Origin of the sequence: Oerskovia flava (assembly GCF_026163685.1) — a bacterium.
Lineage (GTDB): Bacteria > Actinomycetota > Actinomycetes > Actinomycetales > Cellulomonadaceae > Oerskovia_A > Oerskovia_A flava.
On the sequence record NZ_JAOXSR010000005.1, the window covers coordinates 251,750 to 273,762 of the forward strand.

Genomic DNA, 22,013 nt, shown 5'->3' on the forward strand with positions numbered 1-22,013 from the left:
TGGACGCGGTGAAGACGACCGAGGAACCGCGGCTACCGGCCGTCGCCGGCACCCGTCGTGGGGCCGGCGACGGTCAGCCGGCGACGCGAGCGGCGAGCTCGCGACCCACCTCGGCCGTCGACCGTACTCGCCCACCACGCTCGGCGAGGTCGGCCGCGACGGCCGCCTCGACGCGAGCCGACTCCTCCGCCAGACCCAGGTGGTCGAGCAGCATGGCGACGGACAGCACCGTCGCCGTGGGGTCGGCCTTGCCCTGGCCCGCGATGTCGGGCGCCGAGCCGTGCACGGGCTCGAACATCGACGGCGCGGTGCGGTCCGGGTTGATGTTGGCCGAGGCCGCCAGCCCGATCCCGCCCGTGATGGCCGCGGCCTGGTCGGTGAGGATGTCGCCGAACAGGTTGTCCGTGACGATCACGTCGAAGCGTGACGGGTTCGTCGTGAGGAAGATCGTCGCGGCGTCGACGTGCAGGTAGTCGGTGGTGACGTCGGGGAACTCGGCGTTCACGGCCTCCACGGTGCGGCGCCACAGGTGCCCGGCGTGCACGAGCACGTTGTGCTTGTGCACGAGCGTCAGGTGCCGACGGGGCCGCGACTGCGCACGCGCGAAGGCGTCGCGCACGACGCGCTCGACGCCGAACGCGGTGTTCAGCGAGACCTCGGTCGCGATCTCGTGCGGCGTGCCGGTGCGCAGCGAACCGCCGTTGCCGACGTAAGGGCCCTCGGTGCCCTCGCGCACGACGACGAAGTCGATCTCGCCCGGGTTCGCGAGGGGCGACGTCACCCCGGGGTAGAGCTTGCCCGGACGCAGGTTCACGTAGTGGTCGAGCGCGAAGCGCAGCTTGAGCAGGAGCCCGCGCTCCAGGACGCCGGACGGCACCGTCGGGTCGCCGATGGCCCCGAGGAGGATCGCGTCGTGGGTGCGGATCGCGGCAAGGTCCTCGTCCGTGAGGGTCTCGCCCGTCGCGTGCCAACGGCGCGCGCCCAGATCGAACGGTGTCGTGGAGACCTTCACGTCGGTCCCGGAGAGCACGGCCTCCAGGACGGCGAGGCCCTGCTCGACGACCTCGGTCCCGATGCCGTCTCCGGCCACGACTGCCAGATCGATGTTGCGCGTCATGCGTCGACACTACGACCGTTCGCCACACTTCGGGACGGGGATCTCACACCTCGGACGACACCTCCGTGCGCGCGTCGTCCGAAGCGCGGACGTGGCGCCTGGGCCGCGCCCGATGGTGCATAATTCTTAAGAATCTTAACTAAGATGTTGCCGTCCGGTTCCAGCCGCCCACGGCCGTTCGAAGGGTGCCCGCCATGCAGACGACCGCACTCCACGTCCCCGGCACCCCCGGGCTCCTGCGGTCCATCAACGACCGCGCCGCGCTCGAGCTGCTCCTCGAGACGGGCCCGATGACACGCGCACAGATCGGTGACCGGACGGGCGTCTCACGCCCGACCGCCTCGCAGATCGTCGCCCGGCTCGAGCAGGCCGGCCTCATCGAGACCACCGGCGCCGTCCAAGGCGCCCGCGGCCCCCACGCCGTGATGTACGCCGCGCGGGCCGACGTGATGCTGGGCCTCGCGCTCGACGTCGTGCCCACCGGTGTGCACGCGAGCCTCGTCGACGCGTTCGGCACCGTCCTCGCCGACGTCACGCTGCCCGCCTCCGAGGAGCGTAGCGCCGTCGTCGACGTCCACACCGCCCTGTCCGCCGTCACGGACGCCTCCGGCATGCCCGCCGCACGCGTCGGCACCGCGGTCGTGGGCGTACAGGCCGCCGCCGACCCCCGCAGCGGCGACCTCGCCCTCGTGGGCGACCTGCCCGGCTGGCCACGCCAGTCCGTGCGCAGCATCCTCGAGGCCTCGCTGGGATTCGGGTTCCGCATCGAGAACGACGTCAACCTCGCCGCGATCGCCGAGCGGGACGCCGGCCGGGACGAGCCGACGTTCTCCCTGCTGTGGATGGGCGACGGCGTCGGGCTCGGTTCCCTCATCGACGGCGCGGTGCACCACGGCTCGACCGGCGCGGCCGGCGAGATCGGCTACCTCGCCGTCCCGGCGTCGGACATCGACAACTCCCAGAACGTCCAGGACCTCGTCGGCGGGCTGCGCGTCGCCGAGGTGGCCCGCACCGTCGGGGTCCCCGGCGACACCCTCGCCGCGCACCTCGCCGCCGTCACCACCGACCCCGACGCCCCCTCCAGCGTCGCGTTCGTCGAGGACCTCGCCCGGCGTGCCGCGGTCGCGATCCAGCCCGTCGTGGCCGTCCTGCAGCCCCACGTCGTCGTCCTCGGCGGACCGACCGGGCGCGCCGGCGGGGACCGCCTCGCCGCGGCGACGACCGCCGTGCTCGAGCAGACCGAGCAGGCACCCGTGCGCGTGCTCGCCAGCGCCGTACCGGACCACGCCGTCCTGCGGGGCGCACGGTCCGTCGTCGCCGCCGAGGTGCGGGCACTGCTCCTGCAGAGCGTCACCCGCTCCGTGCCCGACGCCGGAACAGCCCCCGCGACGTCAGGTCACCACCGGGTCGGCACGACCGCCACCCGGTCCACCGTCTCGGGGTAGCTCCTCTTCGCTGTGCCCCGGGGGGCGGTGGCCGTCGCAGGGGACGGCGGTCACCACCCGCCCCCACCGCAGATCCCTACCGCAGGTGCAGCGGCCCAGGCCTCACCGCGGGTACAGAAGCTCAAACCGCTCGCACACGACCGGCATATCGTCCGCCGGCTCACGGCCCACCAACGTCCTCGCGAAGTACTCGTGATGCTCGGCCCGCCACTCCTCGAGCGACCCGCCGCCCTCGCCCTCCGCAGCCGCGAAGTCGGCACCGACCTGGTCGAACGGCACGACCTCGACAGACGCCGTGCGGATCAGCGCCCGCGGGTGACCCGCGCCGTCGAGCAGGATCGCCAGCTCGCCCGGGACCGGGACCGGTGCCCCGTCGCCGTACTCCCACTGCGCCGACGACGTCGCCGTCTTCGCCCCGCTCAGGACGGCAGCAAGCAGCCGGTCCGCGAGCTGCGGTTCGTCACCGAACGACCACGCCGGCGGCGGGACCCGCGAGGCCGCGGACCCACCCGTCACGACGTCGACCTTCCCCAGGCCCGCCCGCCCCCGCGCGACCTCCCAGAACTCGAGGATCTCTGCGGCCAGCGGGTCGTCGTCGCCGGGAAGGTCGGGCTGCGGCTCGTCGTGGCTCATGGCACACATCTTGTCGCACGGCACCCGCAAGAACCACACGACTCACCAGAAAGCGCCCGATAGGCACCGAATCCTCCGTACACGACAGTGGGCGGGTCGGGCCAACCGGCCCGCCCCGCCCACGTCCATCGTCGCTCTGCCTACGTCAGCGTCCGGCGCTGCCCTCGGTACTCCCGGTCGGGCAGACACCTCCCGCCGACTCCGGCAAGAGCTCCTTCGTCGCCCTGCCTACGTCAGCGTCCGGCGCTGCCCTCGGTACTCCCGGTCGGGCAGACACCTCCCGCCGACTCCGGCAAGAGCTCCTTCGTCGCTCTGCCTACGTCAGCGTCCGGCGCTGCCCTCGGTGTAGTCGGAGTCCGACGGCTTCACCCACGCGAACATCTTGCGCAGCTCGCGGCCCGTGGCCTCGATCGGGTGCGACTCGCCCTTGGCGCGCAGCTCCTTGAACTCCGGCGCGCCGGCGTCCTGGTCGTTGATGAAGCGCTCCGCGAACGCACCGTTCTGGATGTCGGAGAGAACGGCCTTCATGTTCTCCTTGACGCTCGGGTCGATCACGCGCGGGCCGGAGACGTAGTCGCCGTACTCGGCGGTGTCGGAGACCGACCAGCGCTGCTTGGCGATGCCGCCCTCGACCATGAGGTCGACGATGAGCTTGAGCTCGTGCAGCACCTCGAAGTACGCGACCTCGGGCTGGTAGCCCGCCTCGGTCAGCGTCTCGAAGCCGTACTGGACGAGCTGCGAGGCGCCACCGCACAGGACGGCCTGCTCACCGAACAGGTCGGTCTCGGTCTCCTCGGTGAACGTCGTCTTGATGCCGGCGGCGCGCAGGCCACCGATCGCCTTGGCGTAGGACAGGGCGAGCTCCCAGGCGGCACCCGAGGCGTCCTGCTCGACGGCGACGATGACGGGGACGCCACGGCCGTCCGTGTACTCGCGGCGCACCAGGTGACCCGGGCCCTTGGGCGCGACCATGACGACGTCGTGACCGGCCTCGGGCTTGATGTAGCCGAAGCGGATGTTGAAGCCGTGCCCGAACACGAGCGCGGCGCCCTCGTTGAGGTTCGGCGCGATCTCGTCGCGGTACACGTGACGCTGCACCTGGTCCGGGGCGAGGATGACGACGACGCTCGCCTCCTTGACGGCGTCCGCGACGGACAGCACGCGCAGGCCCTCGTTCTCCGCCTTGGCGCGTGACGCCGAGCCCTCGCGCAGGCCGACGCGCACGTCGACACCGGAGTCGCGCAGGTTCAGCGCGTGCGCGTGGCCCTGGCTCCCGTAGCCGATGACGGCAACCTTGCGGCCAGAGATGATGGACAGGTCGGCGTCGTCGTCGTAGAACAGCTCAGCCACGGTGGATCTCCTTGTGTAGGGGGTGATGCGTAACGGGTTCAGGCAGACCGGGCGATGCGTTCGAGCGCCCGGTCGGTGATGGAGCGGGAGCCACGGCCGATGGCCACGGTTCCCGACTTGACGATCTCGCGGACGCCGTAGGGCTCGAGCGCGCCGAGGAGCGCCGCGAGCTTGTCCGGGTTCCCGGTGGCCTCGATGGTCACGGCGTCGGGGACGACGTCGACCACCTTGGCGCGGAAGAGCTCGACGACCTCGAGGACACCGGTCCGGTTCGCGCCGTCGGCACGCACCTTGACGAGCATCAGCTCCCGCTGGACGGAGGCGCCCGCGTCGAGCTCGACGATCTTGATCACGTTGACCAGCTTGTTGAGCTGCTTGGTGACCTGCTCGAGCGGGTTCTGCTCGACGTCGACCACGACGGTGATCCGGGAGATCTCCTCGTGCTCGGTCGGCCCCACGGCGAGGGAGTGGATGTTGAAGGCGCGACGGGCGAACAGCCCCGCGACGCGGGTCAGCACGCCGGGCTTGTTCTCCACGAGGACGGAGAGGGTGTGACGGCTCATGTTCGTGCTCTCTCTCAGTCTTCGCGTTCCCACGCGGGCGAGATCCCGCGGGCGTACTGGATGTCGTCGTTGCTCACGCCGGCCGCGACCATCGGCCACACCATGGCGTCGCGGGAGACGTTGAAGTCGATGACGACCGGGCGGTCGTCGATCTCCATGGCGCGGTGGATCGCGGCGTCGATCTCGTCGGCGCGCTCCACCCGGATGCCCTCGCACCCATAGGCGTCGGCGAGCTTGACGAAGTCCGGGACGCGCCGGGTGCCGTGACCGGTGTGCAGGTCGGTGTTCGAGTACCGCGACTCGTAGAACAGCGTCTGCCACTGGCGGACCATGCCGAGCGACGAGTTGTTGATCAGCGCGACCTTGATGGGGATCTCGTTGATCGTGCAGGTCGCGAGCTCCTGGTTGGTCATCTGGAAGCAGCCGTCACCGTCGATCGCCCACACGGTCTTGTCCGGCTGGCCGACCTTCGCACCCATCGCGGCCGGGATCGAGTAGCCCATGGTGCCGAGACCACCGGAGTTGAGCCACGTCTTCGGGTGCTCGTAGCGGATGAACTGCGCGGCCCACATCTGGTGCTGGCCGACGCCCGCGACGTAGATGGAGTCCGGTCCGGAGATCTGCCCGAGCCGCGAGATGACGTGCTGCGGGGCGAGGTGCCCGTCGTCGGGCTCGGAGTACCCGAGCGGGTACGTCTCGCGCCAGTCGTCGATCTGGTGCCACCACGCACCGAGGTCCGGCTTGCCCTGCACCGAGTGCTCGCGCTCGAGCTCGGGCAGCAGGTCGGCGAGGACCTCCTTGAGGTCACCCACGATCGGGACGTCGACCTCGCGGTTCTTGCCGATCTCGGCCGGGTCGATGTCCGCGTGCACGATCGTCGCGTGCGGCGCGAAGCTCGAGAGCTTGCCCGTCACGCGGTCGTCGAAGCGTGCCCCGAGGGAGATGATGAGGTCGGCCTTCTGCAGCGCGGCGACCGCCGGCACGGTGCCGTGCATCCCGGGCATCCCGAGGTTCTGCGGGTGCGAGTCGGGCAGGGCGCCGCGCGCCATGAGGGTCGTGACGGCCGGCGCGCCGGACGCGTCGACGAGACGCCGCAGCTCCTCGCTCGCGTTCGCGCGGATCGTGCCGCCACCCACGTACAGCACCGGGCGCCGGGCCGTCGCGAGCAGCCGCGCGGCCTCCTTGATCTGCTTCGAGTGCGGCTTGGTCACCGGGTGGTACCCGGGCAGCTGCATCTCCTGGGGCCAGGAGAAGGAGGTGCGCGACTGCATGGCCGACTTCGCGATGTCGACGAGCACCGGACCGGGACGACCGGTCTGGGCGATGTGGAACGCCTCGGCGATGACGCGAGGGATCTCGTCGGGGTCGGTGACGAGGAAGTTGTGCTTGGTGATCGGCAGGGTGATGCCGACGATGTCCGCCTCCTGGAAGGCGTCGGTGCCGATCGCCGAGGCTCCGACCTGGCCCGTGATCGCCACGAGGGGGATCGAGTCCATGTTGGCGTCCGCGATGGGGGTGACGAGGTTCGTCGCGCCCGGGCCCGACGTCGCCATGGTCACCCCGACGCGGCCCGTCGCGTGGGCGTAGCCCGACGCCGCGTGCCCACCGCCCTGCTCGTGCCGCACGAGGATGTGCCGGAGCCGGGTGGAGTCCATGAGCGGGTCGTACGTCGGCAGGATGGCGCCGCCGGGGATCCCGAAGACCACCTCGACGCCGGCTTCCTCGAGCGACCGGACGATCGACTGCGCACCCGTGACGTCCTCGGCCGGGACCGTGGGGCCGGCGGAGCGGACGGACGAGACGGCACGACGGCCGTCGGTGCGCGGCGCGACGTTCGCGGGTGTCGGTGCCGGCTTGGACGCGGCGATCGGCGACGGAGCGCTCGGCCTCGGCGGTGCCGGCTGGGGGCCCTGGACCATCGGAATCTCCTGTGTTGAGGGCTATCGGTACGACGAGCTGGTCTGGCGGTGGTGCGTCGGTGCACTGGTGGTGCTCCGGTGGGTGCGGCCGGGGTGTGGCCGCCGAGCGGTGCTCAGTGGTGGTGGCATGAAAAAACCCCTCGTTCCCGGGTGAGGGCTTTTCGAGGGGTGAGCGCGCTGACGAGACCTGGGAGCTTGGCCTCAGCCGGCGCGCTCAGGAAGTACTACGAGAATGATCGTCTGCACGCTGTGCACACTACGCCCTTCCCCCAGCGATGTCATCCGTCGAGCCTGGCGTCTCATCCCTTGGTACCGGGCCCGTCACCAGCCCTCGGCGCCCTCCGTCGACGTCGCGCGCGGCTCGACCCCGAGGACGTCGTGGAGCACCCGCAGGTCGTAGGTGCGTTCTGACGCCAGGTGGCTGATGGCGTACCGGGTCAGTCGCGGGGCGCTCGTCCGCCTGGCGGCACGAGCCACCACCTCGAGCGCTCCGGCGAGGACGCGGCCGGGTCGTGCCGGGATCCCGACGACCCGCACCTGCCCGTGCCCACGACGGTCCAGGAGGTCGACCAGGACGTCGCGCAGCACGACCGGCTCGGCGTCGGCGACGTTCGCGACGAGCGCCTCGCCGGGTGGCACGTCCACCGTCGTCGCCGCCCGGACGGCACGGACGAGGGTGTCGACGTGGGTGAGGTGCTGCAGCACCCGGCCGTCGCCGACGATGACGAGGTTCCGCCCGCGCACGGCACCCTCGATGCGCGGCAGCAGCGTGGTGTCGCCCGGTCCGTAGACCGCGTGCGGGCGCAGCACCACGATCGGGCCTCGACCGTGGTCCGCGCGCCGCGCGTCCTCCTGCAGGTACCGCTCGGCCGCCGCCTTGGACCGACCGTAGGCGTTGAGGTACCTGCCCACCGGCGCGTCGACCTCACGCCCGCGCACGGTCGGTCGGTACGGGTCGTAGACGCTGCCGGACGACACGTGCACCAGCCGCGCGCCCGGGAACGTCTCCCGCACCGCACGGGTGCCGGCGACGTTGACCGCGTGCGCCACCTGCTCGGTGCACCAGTCGGAGACCGTCGCCCCGGCGTGCACCACGGTGTCGACGTCCGGCGGGTCGGCGAGCGCGCCGTCGGTGAGGTCCCAGGGCCGGAAGCGCGCTCCGGCGATGCGGGGATCGCGCCGGGAGAACACGTGGACCTCGTGCCCCTGCCGGACTGCGTCGCGGGCGACCGCACCACCGACGAAGCCCGACGCACCGGTCACGGCGAGGCGCATCAGCGCACGACCCCGTCGAGGAGCCCGCTCCCCCGCACCGCGTCCGCGAGCGCCCCCCGGTCGGGTTTGCGGCTCCGCCCGCCGAGCGGGAGGTGGTCGGCGTGCAGGACGACGTCGGGCAACGCCCCGTGGTCGAGGACGTCGGCGAGGCGCGTGCGCACGTCCCGGACGAGGGGGTGGTCGTCGGTGAGCACGACGGCGCGGGGCCGGCTCGTGCCGTCGTCGTCCGCGATCGGGGCGGCGGTCCGGTCCGACGTGAGGACGAGAGCGACGCGCTCGTCGCCGTCGTCGCGCGGCACCCCGACGAGGACGGCCTCCCCCACCCCGGGCAGTGCGGCGACGCGGGGCTCGAAGAGGCCGGGGTAGATGTTCACCGTGCCGCGGATGATCATGTCGCGGGTGCGTCCGACGAGCAGGATCCGGCCATCGGCGTCGATCTGCGCCAGGTCGCCGGTGCGGTGCTCGTCGATCGCGCCCTCGGGCACGCGGCCGCGCCGCGTGAGGTCGGCGAGGTAGCCGGTCATGAGCGAGGGTCCGCCGAGCACGAGCTCGCCGGTGGGCCCGGGGCCGTCGATGCGCGCGGTCACGCCGGGCAGCGGTCGTCCGACGAGGTCGCCGTCCCCGGTGTGCTCGAGCTTCTCGGTGGCCTCGACGACGGCGACGGGCAGGATCTCCGTCATGCCGTAGACCGCCACCCACCGCGTCCGGGGAAGGACGCGCCGTGCCCGGTCGAGCAGCGTCCGGGTCACGGGTGCTCCCCCGACGAGCGCGACGCGCGGCCCGGCCGCGGGCACCCGGCCGGACTCGACCGCGTCGAGCAGGGCGGTCACGTCGGCGGGGACGAGGTAGGTGCCGGCGGACCGGCCGGCCTGCACCGCGAACGCCACCACGTCCCGTGCCGGCGGGTCGGCGGGGACGGACCACACGGCGCCGGCCAGCAGCGCGGGGATGCCCAGCAGCATCTGGTCGGTGTGCACCGTCTCGCCCGGCTGCGCCGCGAACACCCCGCGGAGCAGGTCGCACCCGGCCCCGAGCGAGCCGGCGGAGTGCACCACGGCCTTGGGATCCGACGTCGTGCCCGACGTGAAGACCACCAGGGCCTCGTCGCCGGGCTCGCCCGGCGCCAGGGTGGCGTCCGGTGTGGGCGCCGACCGGGCGCCGCGCGCGAGGGTGCGCGCGGAGACCGCGCCTCGCGGGACACCTGGCAGCCGGCGTCCGGAGTGGACGTGCCGCAGCGGGAGGCCCGCGTAGTCGGGCAGGAGCAGGCCGCGCGAGCGGGCGAGGCGCCGCAGCGGTCCGCGGGAGACCGCGTAGAGCAGCGCCTCGGTGATCGCCCACGTCGGGGCGGCGGCCGCGACGCGGGCGGCGAACAGCTCGGGGGTCGAGCCCGGGTCGACGAAGACGACGGTCGCGCGGGCGCGCAGGACCGCGAGCGCGAGTACCACTCCCTCGGGTCGGGGTCGCACGGAGAACAGCACCCGGTCGCCGGGCGCGAGACCACGGGCGCGCAGCGCCGCGGTGGTCGCCTCGACCCGCCGGGCGAGCTCGCCGTACGTCAGCTCGTCGCGCAGGCGGGGCTCGCGCCCGGTGCGTGGGCGGGACCAGCGGCGCAGGGCCACGGCCCCGGCGTCGGGGTGCCCGGGTGCGCCGCGCGCGAGGATCCAGGTCAGCAGGTGGGCAGGGCTCGGCTCGCCGGACCGGTCCGGTCCGGTCATCGCGGACCGGCCGCAGCGCCGGCAGCGAGCTCCAGGGACCGGTACGCCGGGATGAGCACACCGCGCGCCACCGCCCGGTCGGTGACCTCGAGGGCGCGCCCGGCTCGCGCGACGGGCGCCAGGGCGTCGAGGACGGCGTCGACCTGCGCCATGGCGAGCGGCATGCCGAGGCAGAAGTGCGGCCCGGCACCGAACCACAGGTGGCGCACGGCCGGGCTCGTCGGTGTGTCGGGGTCGAAGGGTCCGGCGTCCCGGCAGCACGAGATGGTCGCGATGACAACCCGGTCCCCCGCCCGCACGCGCACCGTGCCGACGTGCGCGTCGGCCCGCACCGAGCGCAGCATGGCGGGGGTGGGCGCGGTGATGCGCAGCGCCTCCTCGACGGCGCGCCCGCGCAGCGCGGCGTCACCCGTCAGCAGCCGGTCGAGCCAGCCGGTGTCGGCCGCGAGCGCCACGAGCCGTGGGACGAACGACTGGATCGTCTCGGTGCCGGTGAGGACGAACGCCCCGACCGCGCCCATCGCCTCGGTCTCCGTGAGCCCGAGGCCACGCATCCGCCCGGGCACGGTCGACTCGTCGCCGTCTCGGTACGCAGCGCGGGCAGGTTCGCTGAGCCGAGCGAGGACGGCCCGGGCGTGGCGCACCTGGGCGGGGGTCAGGCTCCGTCGGTGCAGCCGGACCAGGCCGACGACGGACTGCGCCGCCGTCATCGCCTCGCGCACGGCGGCGTCGGTCGGCGGCAGGCCGGTCATGGCGCAGATGACGGTGCCCGCCATGGCGGCGGTCTGCGCGACGAGGTCGACATGCCGACCGGCGAGGAGCCGAGGGGCGAGGTCGTCGAGGACGGCGCCGACCGTGGCGCCCGTGAGCTCGCGCACGGCACGGGGCGTGAAGAGCCCCGACAGGGCGCGGCGCAGGTTCGCGTGGTCGGCACCCTCCATGTTGAGCAGCACCGACGGGCCGAGGACGGGCGTCCACAGCTCGGCCGGCGACCCCGGGCCGACCTTGGTGAAGCGCTCGGTGTCGAGCAGGACCTCGCGGGCGGTGGCGGCGTCGGACACCACGACCCCGAGCCCAGGCACCCGGACGACCGGCCCGAGCCGACGCATCCCGCGGATCGCCGGGTAGACGACGGGGTGGGCCGCGCGCTGCACGCGCTCCTCCCAGACCATCGCGCGCCGCAGCCCCTGCGCCGCGTCCGACGGGACGTGCCCGCCCGGCCGGGTCGCCGTCGTCGTCCCCGTCACCGGATGTCCACGACGTCGGGGCGGTAGCGGTGGTCCGCGTACCAGCCGAGTGTGCGGACCAGTCCCCACGCGTGCGCGCGCCGGGCGGAGGCGTGCACCACGACCTCGCGGTGCGCGCCGTAGCGGGTGGTGAGCCGGCGCACCGCGTTGACGAGGGCACGGTCCTCGTGGAGGTCCTCGATCGCGGTGCGGGGGAACCCGCCGGCCTGCTCGTACAGGTCCGCGGTGATCGCCATGTTGCAGCCGGGCGCCATGACGTAGGGCCCCCGGTAGGCGGGGTCCTGGTTGCCCGGGCGGAAGCGACCGAACGTGCTCGCCACGACGACCGCACCGGACAGCACGGAGCGCTGCAGCCGCGAAACCGGGCGGTCGTCGGTCCGGGCGACCAGCCGGCCGGCGACGAGGTCGTGACCCGTCGCGAACGCGGCACGCACCCGGCGCGTCCAGTCCGGGGTGGGCAGGCAGTCGGCGTCGGTCCGCGCGAGGTGGGTCGCGCCTGCGGCGATCGCGGCCCGCATCCCGGTGTCGGCTGCCGCACCCGTGCCCTTCTGGGACTCGTGCACCACCTGCCAGCGGTCCATGCCCCACGCGCGGGCCGACGCCGTCACGACGTCCGCGGTGCCGTCCGAGGACCCGTTGTCCACCACCACGAGGTCGAAGTCCCCGTCCTCCTGGTCGCGCAGGGCCGAAAGCGTCGCGCCGATGCCGTGCGCCTCGTCGCGCGCCGGCACGACGACCGCGAGCCTCACGGGCGCGGGGGCCGGGGTCACAGGCGCACCACCATCGCGCCGATGCTGATGCCGCCGGCCAGGCCGACCAGCACGACGACGTCCCCCGGACCGACACGGCCCGTCTCGAGCGCGGTCGCGAGCTGCAGCGGCAGGGTCGCGGAGGCGACGTTGCCGTGCTCGGCGACCGTGACGATGGTCCTCCCCGACGGCAGTCCCAGGGCGTCGTGCACGTCGTCGAGGTACGCGAGCGCGACCTGGTGGACGGCGACGAGCGCGACGTCGTCCCACGTCATCCCCGCCCGGGCGAGGGCATCGAGGATCACGTCGGGGCCCAGCGCGAGGAACGCCTCGCGCAGCCGGGAGCCGTCGATCTCGAAGTACGTGCGGTCGACGTCGCGCGGGTGCGCCGTCCCGCCCCCGGGCAGCATGCCCACGTCCCAGTGGCTCGACTCCGCGCCGAACGCGCTCGCGAGGATGCCCCGGGGCCCGCCCTCGGCCTGCTGGTCGCCCGCCGTGGCACGCCGGACGAGCACGGCCGCACCGGCGTCGGACATCGTGTACCCGGGCGCGGACAGCACGTACGTCGCGCGGTCCGGCACGTCCCAGCGCACCGCCCGCGAGGGCGCTTCCCCGCACGCCACGAGGATCGTCGCGTAGCGTCCCGTCGCGACGAGCGCCTCGGCGACCTCGAGCGCGTTGAGGACCGAGTTGCAGGCGTTCTTGACGTCCATCACCGGGGCGCGCACGCCGAGCTTCGCCGCGACGATGTGGCACGTCGCGGGCTCGACCATGTCCTGGCTGGCGGACGCGAAGATCAGGAGGTCCACGTCCGTCGGGGCGAGGCCCTGCGCGGCGAGCAGCTTGGCCGCGGCGGCGACCGCGAGGTCGGAGGCGTCCCAGTCCGCCGGCAGCACGTGCACCTGACGGACCCCCGTGAGGCGCGAGACCATCGGGACGCGCGGGACCGCTCCGGGGCTCCGCTGCGCGAGCGCGCGCTCCGCCGCCGCGACGTCGCGCACGTCCTCGGGCAGGTGGACGCCGACGGCGCTCAGCACGGCGCGGGTGGGGGTGACGCCCGGGGCGAGGGGCCCGGCGTCGGAGGTCGTGGACACTCGCGACAGCGTATCGACAGGTACCGCGGCACGACGCCGTGTCCCGCGGGTGAGATTCGGCGCCGACGGTCTGCCGTCACCCGCGATGCACCACACTGGGTCCGTGCCGTCCCTCACCACCTCCCACGAGCTGCGCGTGCTGTGGCGCGCCCGGCCCGCGATGGCCGCCGTCCTGCTCGCCGGCCACGCGGCCGCCGGTCCCCGCCGCGCACGCAGGGGCGCGTCGGGAACGCGGGCACGGCAGGGTGGGCTCCGCAAGGTCCCGGGTCTCGGCTGGGTGAGCGCCGACCCCGTCGTCGCGCGCACGGTGCTCACCGACCACCGGCACTTCACGATCGTCGGCGAGGGCGGCGTCGGGCACCTGTGGGCGCAGATCCTCGGCGACTGGGTGCTCGACCTGTTCGACGGCCCCGGCCACCACGACCTGCGCACCCGCTCGCGCGAGCTCTTCACGGAGTCGAGCGCGGCCGCCCTCGTGTCCGGGGCGTGGTCGGACCAGCTCGTCGCCGCGCGCGGGACGTTGCGCGACGGCGGGACGGTGGACGTGGCGCGCCTCGCGACCGTCCTCGTGGGGCGGATGATGATCTCGCTGCTGGGCATCCCCACCGCCGGCCCACCCACCGACGACGACGCCGCCCGGGCCTTCGCGACCGGGGAACGGCTCGCGTCGATCGCCCTGGGCAGCGCCGGCTCGACGTACCTGAGCGGCGAGCAGGTGGCCGCGGCACGCGAGATCGTGGCCGAGCTGACCAGCGGGGTGCCCGACGGGTGGCGTTCCGCGCCGCCCGACACCCTGCTCGGCCGCTGCCGCGAGCTCGGCCTCGGGCTCGACGAGACGACCGGACTCGCGAGCCTGCTCATGGTCGCGGGCACCGAGACCTCGGCCTCGGCCATGTCCCGCACCGCCGCCCTGCTGGTCGACACCGGCGAGCAGCACCGCCTCCTCGCCCGGATGTCCGCCGAGCGCGCAGACCCGCGCCCGCGCGCCCCGGGCGAGCCCGACGCCGTCGAGAACGTCGTGCGCGAAGGGCTGCGGGTGACCAGCCCTGCCTCCGTCATCGGGCGAGGAGTGGCTGCCGACGTCGAGGTCGCCGGCCGCACGCTGCGTGCCGGTGAACGGATCATGCTCCTCACGTGGAGCGCGAACGCCGGTGCCGGACCCTTCCGCGCGGACCGGCCGTACGTGCGCGAGACCCGGCAGCTGTGGTTCGGCGCCGGTCGCCACCTGTGCCTCGGCGCCGCGCTCGCACGCGCCGAGATCGCCGCCCTCCTGCACGCGCTGTGGGACGACGGCGCGCCGCTGCGGGTCGTCGACCGCCGGGCGAAGTCGAACGTCCTCGTGCCCGGCTACGAGCGACTCGTGCTCACCCGGGCGTGACGGGCGACGCGTCGCGGCACGCCGGGCACGCGCGACCTCTGGCCGTCCCCGAGCGAAGCCCTTGGCTCGAACCATGTGGAGACGCGACGGGCCGAAGCCGCTGGACGAGGTCGACCGCTGGATCAACGAGTGCCACCCGGACGACGAACGGCGCCTGACCGACGTCGCGCACCAGTACGTGGGGCGTCCCGCCGCCGAGGTCCGGGCGGCCCTCGTCGCCGCAGGCGTCCACGCCCCGGCGACCGTCCTCGGCGGCATCGCGACCCGGATCTCCGTCCGTCAGCGGGCGACCGGCACGCGGTTCCGCGTGCGCACCGTCGACCGGGACTGACCTGTGCAGCGAGAGTGCTGAGCAGGTCTCGGCGATGACTCGAGAACGTCGTGACCTGTAGGCCCGTCGGCGTCCGATTCGGGAATCCTCTAGTCTCTCGGGACACGTCTGCCCGATTGGAGCGATATGAACCTGCCGCCTCGTCTGTCCGCCACCGCCATGTTCTGGTGGGGCGTCTCGCTGCTGCTCGCGGGTGCGCTGTTCGACCAGATCCTGCTCGGCAGCCACGGACTCTGGAGCTGGGTCGGGAGCACAGGCCTGCTGGACGCGATGTTCCGGGTCGCATCGCACCTCGGGACGATCGCCTTCCACCTGGGGATCGCGACGATCGTCGGGTCGCTCGTGGTCCGCGCGCTCCAGGGTGAGCGCGGGGGCGGCACGACCGCTCACTAGGCAGTCGAGTCGGAAGGGCGTCCGCGGCGGGGCGGTCAGCCGCGCGCCTGCCAGGTGCAGACGCACGCCTCGTTGCCCTCGGCGTCGGCGAGCACCCAGAACGCCGGGGCCCGCCGGTCGGAGACGAGGTGCCCACCCGCCGCGATCGCGGCGGTGACCCTCGCCTCGGCCTGGTCGTGCGGGACGCAGACGTCGACGTGGATGCGGTTGCGCTGCGGGCGCGGGGCGTCCATCTGCTGGAACCAGAACGCCGGGCCGTGCCCGAGCGGGTCCGTCACCGCGGGCGCCGGGCCGCCCCCGCCCTTCTCCTCGGTGTAGCCGAGCACGGCGCGCCAGAACGGCTGCACGGCCGAGCCGACGAGCGCGTCGATCGCGATCTCCGTCTCCTGCACCCCCGACGGGTCGGCGAGGATGTCCAGCTCGCGTGCCGCGGCCGAGACGAGCCGGGCGAGCTCGACGTCGCGGGTGCTCAGCCCGCCGACGTCGTGCGAGGTGAGCCGCACCTCGACCGTGCCGTAGCGCAGGTCCACGTCCGGGTGGTGGTTCGCCGCCTCGGCGAGCTCACCGATCGCCTCGATGAGCTCGACCCCGGCCGTGAACGACCCCGTGCGGAACACGGTGCGGGCCGAGCTCAGGACGACACGCCAGTCCTCGATCCCGTCGCTGGCGTGGAACTCGTGCGCGCTGATGGTGCCGTCGCTCATCGTGACCTCTCCTCGGACCGCTCTGTCGCAGGGACGCCCCCGGGCGCGGAGCGCGAGCCGCTCGTCCCGCACCCTCGCGTTCACCCTAGCGAGCACGTCCCCCGCTCGCCTCGTGCGGGCGGGGCCGGAGGCCTACTCCAGGATCGCGCCGCGCGAGGCCGACTGCACGAGCTTCGCGTACTTGGCGAGCACCCCGCGCGTGTAGGTCGGCGGCAGAGGTGCCCACCCGGCCTTGCGGGCCTCCAGCTCGGCCGGGTCCACGAGCACGTCGAGCGTCTTGTTCGCGACGTCGAGGCGGATCGGGTCGCCGTCCCGCACGAACGCGATGGGGCCGCCGTCGACGGCCTCGGGGGCGACGTGGCCCACGCACAGGCCCGTCGTGCCGCCCGAGAAGCGCCCGTCCGTGAGGAGCAGGACGCTCTTGCCGAGGCCCGCCCCCTTGATGGCACCGGTGATCGCGAGCATCTCCCGCATACCGGGGCCGCCCTTGGGGCCCTCGTAGCGGATGACCACGACGTCGCCGTCGGTGATCGTGCCGTCCTCGAGGGCGTCGAGCGCGGCGCGCTCACGCTCGAAGACGCGCGCCGTCCCGGAGAAGACGTCGTCGTCGAAGCCCGCGGACTTCACGACGGCGCCCTCGGGCGCGAGCGACCCGTGCAGGATCGTGATCCCGCCGGTGTGGTGGATCGGGTTGTCGAGGGCGCGCAGGATCTTGCCGTCCGGGTCGGGCGGCGCGATGTCGGCCAGGTTCTCGGCGACCGTCTTGCCGGTCACCGTGAGGCAGTCACCGTGCAGCAGCCCGGCGTCGAGCAGCGCCTTCATGACCACCGGGACACCACCGATGCGGTCGACGTCGTTCATGACGTAGCGGCCGAACGGCTTGAGGTCCCCGAGGTGCGGCACGCGGGAGGCGACGCGGTCGAAGTCGGCGAGCGTGAGGTCGACCTCGGCCTCGTGCGCGATCGCGAGCAGGTGCAGCACGGCGTTCGTCGACCCGCCGAAGGCCATGACGACGGCGATCGCGTTCTCGAACGCCTCCTTCGTCATGATGTCCCGGGCGGTGATCCCGCGCCGCAGCATCTCGACGACTGCCTCGCCGGACTGGTGGGCGAAGTTGTCGCGACGGCGGTCGGCCGACGGCGGGGCGGCCGAACCCGGGAGCGACATCCCCATGGCCTCGGCCACGGACGCCATGGTGTTCGCGGTGTACATCCCGCCGCAGGCGCCCTCGCCCGGGCAGATGGCCCGCTCGATGCGGTCGACGTCCTCGCGGCTCATGAGCCCGCGCGAGCACGCACCGACGGCCTCGAACGCGTCGATGATCGTCACGTCCTTCTCCGTGCCGTCCTCGAGCTTGACCCAGCCCGGCATGATCGAGCCCGCGTAGAGGAAGACCGACGCCAGGTCGAGCCGCGCCGCCGCCATGAGCATGCCGGGCAGCGACTTGTCGCAGCCCGCGAGGAGCACCGAGCCGTCGAGCCGCTCGGCCTGCATGACCGTCTCGACGGAGTCCGCGATGACGTCGCGGGAGACCAGTGAGAAGTGCATGCCCTCGTGGCCCATCGAGATGCCGTCGGACACGGAGATCGTGCCGAACTCCAGCGGGTACCCCCCGCCCGCGTGGACACCGCCCTTGACGGCCTTCGCGAGCCGGTCGAGGGACAGGTTGCAGGGCGTGATCTCGTTCCACGAGCTGGCGACGCCGATCTGCGGCTTGACCCAGTCGTCGTCGCCCATCCCGACGGCGCGCAGCATGCCGCGCGAGGCCGTCGCCTCCAGACCGTCGGTCACCTTGCGAGAACGTGGCTTGATGTCGGGTACGGCGTCGGTGCTGGTCATGGGTCGAGTCTAGGTCGCTCGGTCAACGACGACGCTGGATGAGGGACACGTCACGCACGGCCCCGCGGTCCGCGGAGGTCGCCATCGCGGCGTACGCCTGCAGCGCCGGGGACACGTAGCGGTCGCGGTCGACGGGCTGCCACGGGTTCTCGGACGCCTCCATCTTGGCGCGTCGCTCGGCGAGCACCTCGTCGGGGACGTTGAGCCGGATGAGCCGGGTGTCGACGTCGATCTCGATCTCGTCACCGTCCTCGACGAGGGCGATGACGCCGCCGGCCGCGGCCTCGGGCGAGACGTGGCCGACGGAGATGCCGCTCGACCCGCCGGAGAACCGGCCGTCGGTGATGAGCGCGCACACCTTGCCGAGCCCACGACCCTTGATGAACGACGTCGGGTAGAGCATCTCCTGCATGCCCGGCCCGCCCGCGGGGCCCTCGTAGCGCACGACGACGACGTGCCCTGGCTCGACCTGCTTGGTGAGGATCTTCTCGACGGCCTCGTCCTGCGACTCGCACACGAGCGCCCGGCCGACGAAGTGGAACACGTCCGGGTCGACGCCCGCGGTCTTGAACACGGCACCGTCCTCGGCCAGGTTCCCGCGCAGCACGGCGAGGCCGCCCTCGACGGTGTACGCGTGCTCGAGGTCGCGGATGCAGCCCTCCGCGGCGTCGGTGTCGAGGTGGTCCCACCGGTTCGACGTCGAGAACGCCTGCGTGGTCCGGACCCCGCCGGGCGCGGCGTGGAACAGCTCGACGGCGCGCTCGGTCGCCTTGCCGCCGCGCACGTCCCAGTCGTCGAGCCACGCACGCAGCGTCGGCGTGTGCACGGAGGTGACGTCGTGGTCGAGCAGGCCGGCGCGGTCGAGCTCGCCGAGCAGGGCGGGGATGCCGCCGGCGCGGTGCACGTCCTCCATGTGGAACCGCGGGTGGTTCGGTGCGACCTTGGACAGGCACGGGACGGCGCGGCTGATCCGCTCGATGTCGGTGAGGTCGAAGTCGATCTCCCCCTCCTGGGCGGCGGCGAGGACGTGCAGCACCGTGTTCGTCGACCCGCCCATCGCGACGTCGAGCGCCATCGCGTTGGTGAACGCCGCCCGGTTCGCGATGGAGCGCGGCGCGGCGGTGTCGTCCTCCTCGTCGTAGTACCGGCGGGCGAGGTCCACGATGGTCCGGCCGGCCTCGAGGAAGAGCTCGCGGCGGGCGGCGTGCGTCGCGAGGGTCGACCCGTTGCCGGGCAGCGACAGCCCGAGCGCCTCGGTGAGGCAGTTCATCGAGTTCGCGGTGAACATCCCGGAGCACGAGCCGCACGTGGGGCACGCGTTCTCCTCGACCTGGGCGAGGGCCGCGTCGCTGACCGCGTCGTCCGCCGCGTAGTTGATCGCGTTGACGAGGTTCAGGGGTGTGGAGGCGACGCCGTCGGCCACGACGGCCTTGCCCGCCTCCATGGGGCCGCCCGAGACGAAGATCACCGGGATGTTGAGCCGCAGCGCGGCGTTGAGCATGCCCGGGGTGATCTTGTCGCAGTTGGAGATGCACACGATGGCGTCGGCACAGTGCGCGTTGACCATGTACTCGACGGAGTCGGCGATGAGGTCGCGGCTCGGCAGCGAGTAGAGCATCCCGGCGTGGCCCATCGCGATGCCGTCGTCGACGGCGATGGTGTTGAACTCCTTGGAGACGCCGCCCGCCTCACGGATCGCGGAGGCGACGAGGTCGCCCATGTCCTTGAGGTGCACGTGACCCGGGACGAACTGCGTGTACGAGTTCGCGATCGCGATGATCGGCTTGCCGAAGTCCTCCGAGCCCATGCCGGTCGCGCGCCAGAGCGCACGCGCTCCGGACATGTTGCGACCGTGGGTGGACGTCCGAGAGCGCAGGGGACGGCTCATGTCAGCTCCTTCGAGTGGTGCGGCACCGCGGCCGAGCGGCGCCCGGCCACTGTACGACCGGCGGGAACGGCCCGGGCGGTGCCGTCCGCCCTGTGGTCGAGCGCGTGGGAGCGCGACCTCCTTACCCGCACACGTACGCGGTCCCCGGTACGGGTATTCCCCACAATCACGACGAAAGGGTTGAACGACCCGGACCCAGGTGGGACGTTGTGCCGACCGACGCGCGGCGTCGGACTCCCCCCAGACATTCCCGAGAAGGGCACACCATGACCGCGCCTGCCACCGAGACATCCGACGCGACATCCGACGCGACATCCACCGGCACCCCGGCCGGCACACCGAACGGCACACCGAACGGCACAGCGCCCGGGGCCACCCGGCGGTCCGGTGAGGTCGCGACCGGCGGCCGCACCCAGCACGACGTCGTCACGACCCCCGCCGCGCGCCGCGCCCTGGCCCTCGCCCGGGTCGGCGTCGCGCTCGTCTTCCTGTGGCCGTTCCTCGACAAGCTCCTCGGGCTCGGGTACGCGACCGCACCCGAGAACGCCTGGGTCCGCGGCGGGGAACCGACCCAGGGCTACCTGCAGCACGGCGCGGGCGGTCCGTTCGCGCCGACCTTCGCGGCGATCGCCGGCCCGGTCACCGACTGGCTCTTCATGGTCGGGCTCGCCGCGGTGGGCGTCGCGCTGCTGCTAGGCATCGGTGTGCGCGTGGCCGCGGTCGCGGGCTCGCTGCTCATGGCGCTGCTGTGGGTCGCCGGGTGGCCGCTCGCGGCCGGTTCCACCAACCCCGTGGTGGACTCCCACGTCGTCGTCATCCTCCTGCTCGCGGTCCTCGCCCTGACCTTCGCCGGGGAGACGTGGGGGCTCGGACGGCGGTGGGCACGCCTGCCTCTGGTGCGCCGGCTCCCCTGGCTCCGCTGATACGTCGGCGAGCGCGCCGGCGGGGCGCGTCTATGGGCACGCCCGGATACCGTGTCGAGATGACGTCGATCCACTGGTTCCGCCGTGACCTGCGCCTGTCCGACAACCCCGCTCTCGCCGCCGCCGTGGCCGAGGCGCGGGACGCGGGCAGCGACGTCGTCGGGCTCTACGTCCTGGACCCGCGCCTGTGGGAGTCAGCGGGCGCTCCGCGTCGTGCCTACCTCGCCCGCAGCCTCCGGGCGCTCGAGGAGGCGACCGGTGGCCGGCTCGTCGTGCGGCACGGCGACCCGCGGGAGATCGTGCCGCAGGTCGCGCGCGAGGTCGGGGCCGGCGTGGTGCACGTCGCGGCGAGCTACGAGCCCTACGGGGCGCGCCGTGACCGGGAGGTCGAGCAGGCCCTGCCCGACGTCGGCGCCCACCTCGAGCGCACCGGCTCGCCGTACGCGGTGGCGCCCGGGCGGGTGCGGAACAAGCAGGGCGACCCGTTCCAGGTGTTCACCCCCTTCCGCAACGCGTGGCTCGAGCACGGCTGGCGCGCCCCGGTACCGCGCCCGCGCGAGGTCCCCTGGGCCGACGTCCGCTCGGACGGGGTCCCGGACGACCCCGGCACCGACGCCGGGCTGCCGGCTGCCGGCGAGCTCGCGGCGCGCCGGCGCTGGCGCGAGTTCCTCACCGACCACCTCGCGGGCTACGCGAGCGAGCGCGACCGCCCGGACCGCCCCGCGACGTCGGGCATGTCGATCCCGCTCAAGTGGGGCGAGGTGCACCCGCGGACGCTGCTCGCGGACCTGCGCGAGGCCCTCGACGACGGCGCGCCGTCGGACGACGTGACGACGTTCCGCTCCGAGCTCGCCTGGCGCGAGTTCCACGCCGACGTGCTCCACCACCACCCGGGCGCGGCGCGCCGTTCGCTGCGCGACGTCGTGCCCGAGGACGCATGGGCGAGCGGGTCCACCGAGGACGAGTACCTGGCGGCGTGGGCGGCGGGCCGCACGGGGTACCCGATGGTCGACGCGGGCATGCGCCAGCTCCTCGCCGAGGGCTGGATGCACAACCGGGTGCGGATGGTCGTGGCGTCGTTCCTCGTCAAGGACCTGCACGTGCGCTGGCAGCGCGGCGCCGACCACTTCATGGCGCACCTGGCCGACGGGGACGTGTCGCAGAACCAGCTGAACTGGCAGTGGGTGGCCGGCACGGGACGTGACGCGGCGCCGTACTTCCGCATCTTCAACCCGGTGACCCAGGGCAAGAAGTTCGACCCGGACGGCACGTACGTCCGGCGCTGGGTCCCCGAGCTGCGCGACGTCCCGGGCAGGGCCGTGCACGAGCCGTGGGCACTCGACCGGCCACCCGCCGACTACCCCGAGCAGATCGTGGACCACGGCGTCGAGCGCAAGGTGTCGCTGGACGACTTCGAACGCGGCAAGCGCGCCTGACCCGCAGCGGTCAC

At 73.4% G+C, this 22,013-nt stretch carries 19 protein-coding genes; 6 read left to right on the forward strand and 13 right to left on the reverse strand.

The window, feature by feature from the left end:
• Positions 1-73: 73 nt before the first annotated feature.
• Positions 74-1,117, reverse strand: a complete 1,044-nt coding sequence (locus OHL10_RS10820) for a 3-isopropylmalate dehydrogenase (protein ID WP_265522214.1) — start codon at positions 1,115-1,117, stop codon at positions 74-76.
• A 194-nt stretch (positions 1,118-1,311) separates the two neighbouring features.
• On the opposite strand from OHL10_RS10820, the gene OHL10_RS10825 reads away from it, so the two are divergent.
• On the forward strand, positions 1,312-2,562 hold the full coding sequence (locus tag OHL10_RS10825; RefSeq protein ID WP_265522215.1) for an ROK family transcriptional regulator: 1,251 nt from the start codon (positions 1,312-1,314) through the stop codon (positions 2,560-2,562).
• Positions 2,563-2,664: 102 nt separating this feature from the next.
• Here the strand turns inward: OHL10_RS10825 and OHL10_RS10830 are convergent, their stop codons facing one another.
• The 9 genes from OHL10_RS10830 to OHL10_RS10870 form a co-directional block, all read right to left on the reverse strand.
• Positions 2,665-3,195: an ASCH domain-containing protein gene (locus OHL10_RS10830; protein ID WP_265522216.1), complete on the reverse strand. Its 531-nt coding sequence runs from the start codon at positions 3,193-3,195 to the stop codon at positions 2,665-2,667.
• A gap of 321 nt (positions 3,196-3,516) precedes the next feature.
• Entirely contained in the window at positions 3,517-4,572 is a 1,056-nt protein-coding gene (gene ilvC / locus OHL10_RS10835; RefSeq protein ID WP_343224625.1) for a ketol-acid reductoisomerase, read from the reverse strand.
• Positions 4,573-4,583: 11 nt separating this feature from the next.
• The gene (gene ilvN, locus OHL10_RS10840) at positions 4,584-5,108 is read right to left on the reverse strand and encodes an acetolactate synthase small subunit (protein ID WP_265522218.1); all 525 of its coding nucleotides are present in this window, start codon (positions 5,106-5,108) and stop codon (positions 4,584-4,586) included.
• 14 nt (positions 5,109-5,122) lie between these two features.
• On the reverse strand, positions 5,123-7,027 hold the full coding sequence (locus tag OHL10_RS10845; protein ID WP_265522219.1) for an acetolactate synthase large subunit: 1,905 nt from the start codon (positions 7,025-7,027) through the stop codon (positions 5,123-5,125).
• Positions 7,028-7,348: 321 nt separating this feature from the next.
• Complete coding sequence (locus OHL10_RS10850; protein ID WP_265522220.1) at positions 7,349-8,302, reverse strand: NAD-dependent epimerase/dehydratase family protein; 954 nt, start codon at positions 8,300-8,302, stop codon at positions 7,349-7,351.
• Positions 8,302-10,017, reverse strand: coding sequence for a class I adenylate-forming enzyme family protein (locus tag OHL10_RS10855; protein ID WP_265522221.1), 1,716 nt, complete (start codon positions 10,015-10,017; stop codon positions 8,302-8,304). Before OHL10_RS10855 ends, OHL10_RS10850 begins: the two co-directional genes overlap by 1 nt.
• Positions 10,014-11,264 carry a cytochrome P450 gene (locus OHL10_RS10860; RefSeq protein WP_265522222.1) on the reverse strand — a complete coding sequence of 417 codons (1,251 nt, stop codon included), beginning with the start codon at positions 11,262-11,264 and terminating at the stop codon, positions 10,014-10,016. Before OHL10_RS10860 ends, OHL10_RS10855 begins: the two co-directional genes overlap by 4 nt.
• Entirely contained in the window at positions 11,261-12,034 is a 774-nt protein-coding gene (locus tag OHL10_RS10865) for a glycosyltransferase family 2 protein (protein WP_265522223.1), read from the reverse strand. The genes OHL10_RS10860 and OHL10_RS10865 overlap by 4 nt, the downstream gene beginning before the upstream one ends.
• Complete coding sequence (locus tag OHL10_RS10870) at positions 12,031-13,107, reverse strand: 3-oxoacyl-ACP synthase III family protein (protein WP_265522224.1); 1,077 nt, start codon at positions 13,105-13,107, stop codon at positions 12,031-12,033. The genes OHL10_RS10865 and OHL10_RS10870 overlap by 4 nt, the downstream gene beginning before the upstream one ends.
• A gap of 103 nt (positions 13,108-13,210) precedes the next feature.
• Between OHL10_RS10870 and OHL10_RS10875 the strand changes: the two genes are divergently transcribed.
• The 3 genes from OHL10_RS10875 to OHL10_RS10885 all read left to right on the forward strand — a co-directional run bounded on the left by OHL10_RS10875 (position 13,211) and on the right by OHL10_RS10885 (position 15,209).
• Entirely contained in the window at positions 13,211-14,485 is a 1,275-nt protein-coding gene (locus OHL10_RS10875; protein ID WP_265522225.1) for a cytochrome P450, read from the forward strand.
• Positions 14,486-14,558: 73 nt separating this feature from the next.
• Positions 14,559-14,816 (forward strand): hypothetical protein, encoded by a 258-nt coding sequence (locus OHL10_RS10880; RefSeq protein ID WP_265522226.1) that lies wholly within the window; start codon positions 14,559-14,561, stop codon positions 14,814-14,816.
• 126 nt (positions 14,817-14,942) lie between these two features.
• The gene (locus tag OHL10_RS10885) at positions 14,943-15,209 is read left to right on the forward strand and encodes a hypothetical protein (protein ID WP_265522227.1); all 267 of its coding nucleotides are present in this window, start codon (positions 14,943-14,945) and stop codon (positions 15,207-15,209) included.
• Between the two features lie 35 nt (positions 15,210-15,244).
• Here the strand turns inward: OHL10_RS10885 and OHL10_RS10890 are convergent, their stop codons facing one another.
• The 3 genes from OHL10_RS10890 to ilvD (OHL10_RS10900) all read right to left on the reverse strand — a co-directional run bounded on the left by OHL10_RS10890 (position 15,245) and on the right by ilvD (OHL10_RS10900) (position 19,640).
• Entirely contained in the window at positions 15,245-15,913 is a 669-nt protein-coding gene (locus OHL10_RS10890) for a VOC family protein (protein ID WP_265522228.1), read from the reverse strand.
• Between the two features lie 132 nt (positions 15,914-16,045).
• On the reverse strand, positions 16,046-17,752 hold the full coding sequence (ilvD, locus tag OHL10_RS10895; RefSeq protein WP_265522229.1) for a dihydroxy-acid dehydratase: 1,707 nt from the start codon (positions 17,750-17,752) through the stop codon (positions 16,046-16,048).
• A gap of 22 nt (positions 17,753-17,774) precedes the next feature.
• Entirely contained in the window at positions 17,775-19,640 is a 1,866-nt protein-coding gene (ilvD, locus tag OHL10_RS10900; protein ID WP_265522230.1) for a dihydroxy-acid dehydratase, read from the reverse strand.
• A gap of 266 nt (positions 19,641-19,906) precedes the next feature.
• Here ilvD (OHL10_RS10900) and OHL10_RS10905 point away from each other — a divergent pair, with 266 nt between their 5' ends.
• The gene (locus tag OHL10_RS10905) at positions 19,907-20,563 is read left to right on the forward strand and encodes a DoxX family protein (RefSeq protein WP_265522231.1); all 657 of its coding nucleotides are present in this window, start codon (positions 19,907-19,909) and stop codon (positions 20,561-20,563) included.
• A gap of 59 nt (positions 20,564-20,622) precedes the next feature.
• Positions 20,623-21,999 carry a cryptochrome/photolyase family protein gene (locus OHL10_RS10910; protein ID WP_265522232.1) on the forward strand — a complete coding sequence of 459 codons (1,377 nt, stop codon included), beginning with the start codon at positions 20,623-20,625 and terminating at the stop codon, positions 21,997-21,999.
• Positions 22,000-22,013: the final 14 nt, after the last annotated feature.

What these genes read in the sequence shown, in the direction of transcription:
- ilvD (WP_265522229.1), bottom strand. Translation starts at nt 17,752, where the DNA reads ATGACCAGCACCGACGCCGTACCCGACATCAAGCCACGTTCTCGCAAG.
- OHL10_RS10910 (WP_265522232.1), top strand. Translation starts at nt 20,623, where the DNA reads ATGACGTCGATCCACTGGTTCCGCCGTGACCTGCGCCTGTCCGACAAC.
- OHL10_RS10850 (WP_265522220.1), bottom strand. Translation starts at nt 8,302, where the DNA reads ATGCGCCTCGCCGTGACCGGTGCGTCGGGCTTCGTCGGTGGTGCGGTC.
- OHL10_RS10820 (WP_265522214.1), bottom strand. Translation starts at nt 1,117, where the DNA reads ATGACGCGCAACATCGATCTGGCAGTCGTGGCCGGAGACGGCATCGGG.
- OHL10_RS10880 (WP_265522226.1), top strand. Translation starts at nt 14,559, where the DNA reads ATGTGGAGACGCGACGGGCCGAAGCCGCTGGACGAGGTCGACCGCTGG.
- OHL10_RS10885 (WP_265522227.1), top strand. Translation starts at nt 14,943, where the DNA reads ATGAACCTGCCGCCTCGTCTGTCCGCCACCGCCATGTTCTGGTGGGGC.
- OHL10_RS10845 (WP_265522219.1), bottom strand. Translation starts at nt 7,027, where the DNA reads ATGGTCCAGGGCCCCCAGCCGGCACCGCCGAGGCCGAGCGCTCCGTCG.
- ilvD (WP_265522230.1), bottom strand. Translation starts at nt 19,640, where the DNA reads ATGAGCCGTCCCCTGCGCTCTCGGACGTCCACCCACGGTCGCAACATG.
- OHL10_RS10890 (WP_265522228.1), bottom strand. Translation starts at nt 15,913, where the DNA reads ATGAGCGACGGCACCATCAGCGCGCACGAGTTCCACGCCAGCGACGGG.
- OHL10_RS10825 (WP_265522215.1), top strand. Translation starts at nt 1,312, where the DNA reads ATGCAGACGACCGCACTCCACGTCCCCGGCACCCCCGGGCTCCTGCGG.
- OHL10_RS10905 (WP_265522231.1), top strand. Translation starts at nt 19,907, where the DNA reads ATGACCGCGCCTGCCACCGAGACATCCGACGCGACATCCGACGCGACA.
- OHL10_RS10855 (WP_265522221.1), bottom strand. Translation starts at nt 10,017, where the DNA reads ATGACCGGACCGGACCGGTCCGGCGAGCCGAGCCCTGCCCACCTGCTG.
- ilvN (WP_265522218.1), bottom strand. Translation starts at nt 5,108, where the DNA reads ATGAGCCGTCACACCCTCTCCGTCCTCGTGGAGAACAAGCCCGGCGTG.
- OHL10_RS10830 (WP_265522216.1), bottom strand. Translation starts at nt 3,195, where the DNA reads ATGAGCCACGACGAGCCGCAGCCCGACCTTCCCGGCGACGACGACCCG.